Genomic DNA, 5,149 nt, shown 5'->3' with positions numbered 1-5,149 from the left:
GTTGTCGACTCGCCGCAGTACAACTACTACGGCCCCCCGACTGAGGCGGCGCCGCAAGCGCCGCAGCGCCCGGCCATACACTCGTCGCCGTATCCCGAACTGTCGACCAGCACGCTGTTGCGACAGGTCAAGCCGCCGCCGTCAGAGGGGTGGCGCCGGTGGCTCTACGTTTTGTCGGGCGAACTGATCAACGTCGGGGAAAGCCCGCGGGTCAACCGGTACAACGACCTCGTGGTTCAGGTCAACCGGCCGTTGCGGGGCTGCTACCGGGTTGCGATGCTGTCGCTGAAGGGCGGCGTCGGCAAGACCACCATCACCGCCACGCTGGGCGCCACGTTCGCCTCCATTCGCGGTGACCGGGTGGTCGCGGTGGACGCCAACCCTGACCGCGGCACGCTGAGCCAGAAGGTGCCGTTGGAGACACCGGCCACCGTGCGGCATCTGCTGCGCGACGCCGAAGGCATCGAGCGTTACAGCGATGTTCGCAGCTACACCTCGCAGGGCTCGAGCCGGCTGGAAGTCCTGGCCTCGGAAAGCGACCCGGCGATGTCAGAGGCGTTCAGCGCCGAGGACTACACACGCACCCTGGAAATCCTCGAGCGGTACTACGGCCTGGTGCTCACAGATTGCGGGACAGGCCTGCTGCACTCGGCGATGTCGTCGGTGCTGTCCAAAGCCGACACCCTGATCGTGGTCAGCTCCGGCTCGATCGACGGCGCGCGCAGCGCCTCAGCGACGCTGGACTGGCTGGACGCGCACGGCCACGAAGACCTGGTGCGCAATTCGATCGCGGTCATCAACGCCGTGCGGCCCCGCTCCGGCAAAGTCGACATGCAGAAGGTGGTCGATCACTTCTCGCGGCGCTGCCGCGCGGTGCGACTGGTCCCGTTCGACCCGCATCTGGAAGAGGGCGCGGAGATCAGCTTGGAGCACTTGAGGCGGGAGACCCGCGAGGCGCTCATCGAGCTGGCCGCCGTGGTGGCTGACGGATTCCCGAGCGACGAGCGACGGTCCAACGCGGCTTTCATCTAACTGGACGGACGACCGCCTATCGCGGATTGTTGTCGCCGTGGCCTAACCGCCACAGAAAGTCAGGGTCGTCGTCCGGTCCGATGACCCGCGTCTTCGGTCGATTGACCTGCGAACGAACCGCGCGCCAGCCTAGGTAGATCAGAGTCCCCAGAACCAGGACGAGGAGCAGGTAGAGCACTCAACACCTCCTTGGTTCGAATATACCTGCGCCGTAGGCTCGAACTGTGTCGACAGGACCCAGTTCCAAAGGCGCTGCAGCCGTTTACATCGTGCTGTACGTGGTGGCCCGGTTGGCACTGGTCGCCGTGCTCAGCGCCGCCATCTACGGAATCGCTTGGCTGCTCGGTATTCACGAGTTTCCCCTGCCCGTCGCCTTACTGTTCGCGCTGGTGATCGCGATGCCGCTGGGCATGTGGCTGTTCGGCTCGATGCGCCGCCGGGCGACAGCTGCCTTGGCGAGCGCAAACGAGCGCCGCCGCCGCGACCGGGAGCAGCTTCAGGCCCGTCTGCGCGGTGAAATGCCGGCCGACGGGGAGTGATTTGAGCACAACTGCGCGGCGATCAGCGCACTGCTGGAAAAGGCTGCTTAGCGCATCCGGTCAGCGGCCGAAAGCCAATGCTGCCGCCACCGCCATCGACCACACCAACATGGTCAGCCCGGTGTCACGCAACACCGGTATCAATTCTCGTCGACCGCGGCCCGACCACACTGGCCTTGCGGCCCGAACCGCCAACGGTGCCGAGACCAGACCCGCCGCACACCACGGCGTCACGGCGATCAGTCCGAGCGTCAGCAGGCCGGCCACCAGCAGCAATCCGATGTAGAGCCGGCGCGTCCCGGCGTCGCCCAGCCGCACCGCCAGAGTGATCTTGCCGGCCTGCGCGTCAGTGGGGATGTCGCGCAGGTTGTTGGCGACCAGCACGGCCGACGACAACGCCCCCGTCGCCACCGCCAGCATCAGCCCCACCCGATCCGCCCGCAGTGCCTGGGTGAACTGGGTGCCCAGCACCGCGACGAGGCCGAAGAAGACGAACACCGCGAGCTCGCCAAAGCCTGCGTAGCCGTACGGTTTTGAGCCTCCGGTGTACAGCCAGGCCCCCGCGACGCACCCGATGCCCACCGCAATCAACCATGGTGCGCTGAACAGCGCCAGCACGAGACCGGCCACAGCGCCGACGGTCAGGCTCAGCACGGCCGCGGTCAGTACCGAACGCGGGGCCGCCAGCCGGGAACCCACCAGCCGCACTGGGCCGGCCCGGTTGTCGTCGGTGCCGCGGATGCCGTCGGAGTAGTCGTTGGCGAAGTTCACCCCGACGACAAACGCCACCGCAACGGTCAGCGCCAGAAGCGCCTTCCACCACACCGCTCCGTGCAACCACGCCGCCGCACCGGTACCGGCGACCACCGGCGCCACCGCGTTCGGCAGCGTCCGCGGCCGCGCACCCTCTATCCACTGCGCGAAACTGGCCACGCCCCGATCGTTCCACGACGCCATGCCCGACAATGAGTTGGTGCTCGCAGTGATCGGCGGAAGCGGCTTTTACACCTTCTTCGGTGCCGACGCCCGCACCGTCGAGGCGGACACCCCGTTCGGCGCGCCCAGCGCCCCGATCACGGTCGGCACCGTCGGCGGGCACGAGGTCGCATTCCTTCCGCGGCACGGCGCACGCCACGAATACTCGGCGCACACCGTGCCGTACCGGGCGAACATGTGGGCGCTGCGTGCGCTCGGGGTACGACGGGTTTTCGCGCCCTGCGCGGTGGGCAGCCTGACTCCCGACTTCGGGCCGGGCGCGGTGGTAGTGCCCGACCAGCTGGTGGACCGCACTCGCGGCCGCGCCGACACTTATTTCGACTCCGGCGGTGCGCATGCCGCCTTCGCCGACCCCTATTGCCCGACGCTTCGGTCGGCGGTCACCGGCAGGCCCGGCGTGGTCGACGGCGCCACCATGGTGGTGATTCAGGGGCCGCGGTTTTCCACCCGGGCGGAAAGCCGGTGGTTCGCATCCGCCGGCTTCACTTTGGTCAACATGACCGGCTACCCGGAGGCGGCGTTGGCCCGCGAACTCGACATGTGCTACGCCGCGGTCGCTTTGGTGACTGATCTGGACGCCGGCATCGACGTCGGTGGCGGAGTGAAAGCCGTTGACGTATTCGCCGAATTCGAGAAGAACATCGAGCCGTTCAAACGGCTGGTACACGAGGCGATCGCTCAGGTATCCGTCGAAAACACCTGCACGCACTGCCTTTCGCACATCGATGCCGAGCCACCGTTCGAGAAACCTTGAGCCATCCGTGCGGCGGCAGTTACCGCGGGCGTTCTCCAGACGTCGGCCCGCCGCCGGGCCGTTGGCGCGGATCCTGCTGCGACGGGTGGATTTTCGGCGCGCCGGTCGAAGGTTGCTGCCCGGGACGCTGCGATGTCGGGCCGAGGTTGCCCTGTCGCGAGCTGTCGGACCGAAAGATCTGAGGCGGCCCGACCGGTGGTTGTTGTCTGGCATCGTCGCGCCCGGCGCCGACGCGCATCCGGCTCGTCGGTTGCTCGGCCGAACGATGGATTCGCGGCGGCGGTGACGCCGGCCGTTGCGATCCGGCTGCCGGGCTTTGGGCTGCGCCGGCGCGCATCTGGGAGGTTCCGGCGTCCCAGCCGGCCGGAGGAAGGGCAGCCGACCGGCTCCGGTCGCCGGGCTGCGGCCGACGTTGAACGAAGCGCGCGGTGACAATTGCGACCGCCAGGATGCACAGCGCCAAGCCGCTGAGCGCGAGGTCGAATGTGCTGGTGATCTGTTGCGCTAGGTTGTTCCCGTAGACCGGGTTACCCGCCTCGGCAGACGTACCCGCGACCCGGGGCGCCAAGGCGATGCCTACGACGATGCGGGCGACAGTGAAAACCAGCAGAACTCCGCACAGTGACGAGATCACGGCGAGCGGAAGCGAACGGTTGAGCAAGTTGATGCGAAGCCAGACCGCAAGCACTGCGGTCACCACATCGAACGCCGCCATGGCCGCGCTGTCATACGGCGAACGCGACAGGTGCAGTACGGCCGCGACGATCACGTCCGTCGCTCGCATCAAGACCGAGGCCGCGCACCAAATCGCAATGAGCAGCAACCCTTTTCGGGCCGCTGCCCGCCAGACACCCCGGTCGATCTGATGGGTGGTGACCACTCTGAGCAAGGTCAGCGGTGCAAATATGGCCGCCGCCGCCACCCATGGCAGATATCCCTCGAAGCCCACCCCGGCTGTTGAGGTGTTCTGCGCGATGCCGTGGAATCCGTCGATCTCGCGGCCGAAGGGAAGAAACCAGACGACAACCCCGGCCACCAGAGTGGACGCGCCCAGCGCAATGGTTGCGAGCCGCGACGACCTGCTGTGGCCTTGCAGGACCCAGCGGGAGGCGACGACGACGGCGGCAAAAGTCACGAGGCCGTACACCACCGCGGTCGCGATGATCGACACATGTTGGGTGCCGAAGCCGGCTGAGCCGGGCAGGGCGGCTTTCACTCGCCAGAACAGATTGAACAAAACGGACAGCGCCGCAAGGGCTATCGACACGTAGCCGACAATCTGGGCCGACAGCAACCACTTTCGGAAGCCGTCGTCGTCAGCTGCGGTGCCGGTGAGCGCAGGTTGGGCACTCAACAGTGCGCCGCCCAGCCCAAGCCACGCGCCCGGGCCGATACCGCCCGGCACATTGGCGCTGCCACCGTATCGCACCGTCTGCACGACGTCGAATGCCACAAAGCCCGCCACCAGGAGCAGGTAAGGGGCGTTGAGCCCCAGCCGGAGCCGGCCGGTCACCGGGCTCGTCTTCCTCGCAAGATTGACGGCGACGGCCAGCAGAGACAGCACGGTCGCCGTCGCGAGCAGCGCGAACAGCATGCCGTTGCTGTGCGGGATACCGATGCCGAAATACAGGTTGAAGGGGAAGAGGGGCGCAATGAACAACAAAACCGCGGCGACGATGTCGCGGCCGGTATTCCACCGCCTCGCCGAGGCTCTGGGCGCCGCGGCTGGTTCTGCTTGCCTTGGTTCGCGCGGAGGTGGGCGGTGAGGATCGACACGGCCCGCTTGCTGCCCGCGTCTGAAGCGGTCGGTAGCTGTTTCGTCGCGCCC

General features: G+C 67.3%; 6 protein-coding genes. 3 read left to right on the top strand and 3 right to left on the bottom strand.

Translation table 11 applies throughout. From position 1 onward, the window contains the following. On the top strand, positions 1–1,032 hold a 1,032-nt coding region (locus WA317_RS09945), incomplete at its 5' end, for a MinD/ParA family ATP-binding protein (RefSeq protein WP_425172870.1). Positions 1,033–1,048: 16 nt separating this feature from the next. On the opposite strand, the gene WA317_RS09940 is transcribed toward WA317_RS09945, so the two are convergent. Then, complete coding sequence (locus tag WA317_RS09940; protein ID WP_425172869.1) at positions 1,049–1,210, bottom strand: hypothetical protein; 162 nt, start codon at positions 1,208–1,210, stop codon at positions 1,049–1,051. Between the two features lie 46 nt (positions 1,211–1,256). Here WA317_RS09940 and WA317_RS09935 point away from each other — a divergent pair, with 46 nt between their 5' ends. After that, positions 1,257–1,571, top strand: coding sequence for a DUF4229 domain-containing protein (locus tag WA317_RS09935; RefSeq protein ID WP_425172868.1), 315 nt, complete (start codon positions 1,257–1,259; stop codon positions 1,569–1,571). Between the two features lie 60 nt (positions 1,572–1,631). Here the strand turns inward: WA317_RS09935 and WA317_RS09930 are convergent, their stop codons facing one another. After that, positions 1,632–2,504, bottom strand: a complete 873-nt coding sequence (locus WA317_RS09930; protein WP_425172867.1) for a 1,4-dihydroxy-2-naphthoate polyprenyltransferase — start codon at positions 2,502–2,504, stop codon at positions 1,632–1,634. A gap of 37 nt (positions 2,505–2,541) precedes the next feature. On the opposite strand from WA317_RS09930, the gene WA317_RS09925 reads away from it, so the two are divergent. Further along, positions 2,542–3,321: an S-methyl-5'-thioadenosine phosphorylase gene (locus WA317_RS09925; protein ID WP_425172871.1), complete on the top strand. Its 780-nt coding sequence runs from the start codon at positions 2,542–2,544 to the stop codon at positions 3,319–3,321. 19 nt (positions 3,322–3,340) lie between these two features. On the opposite strand, the gene WA317_RS09920 is transcribed toward WA317_RS09925, so the two are convergent. Further along, on the bottom strand, positions 3,341–5,149 hold a 1,809-nt coding region (locus WA317_RS09920; RefSeq protein WP_425172866.1), incomplete at its 5' end, for a hypothetical protein.

The organism is Mycobacterium sp. (genome assembly GCF_049802695.1).
Classification (GTDB): domain Bacteria; phylum Actinomycetota; class Actinomycetes; order Mycobacteriales; family Mycobacteriaceae; genus Mycobacterium.
The sequence above is the reverse complement of the archived record's forward strand: the minus strand, read 5'-3'. Positions and strand labels throughout refer to the sequence as shown.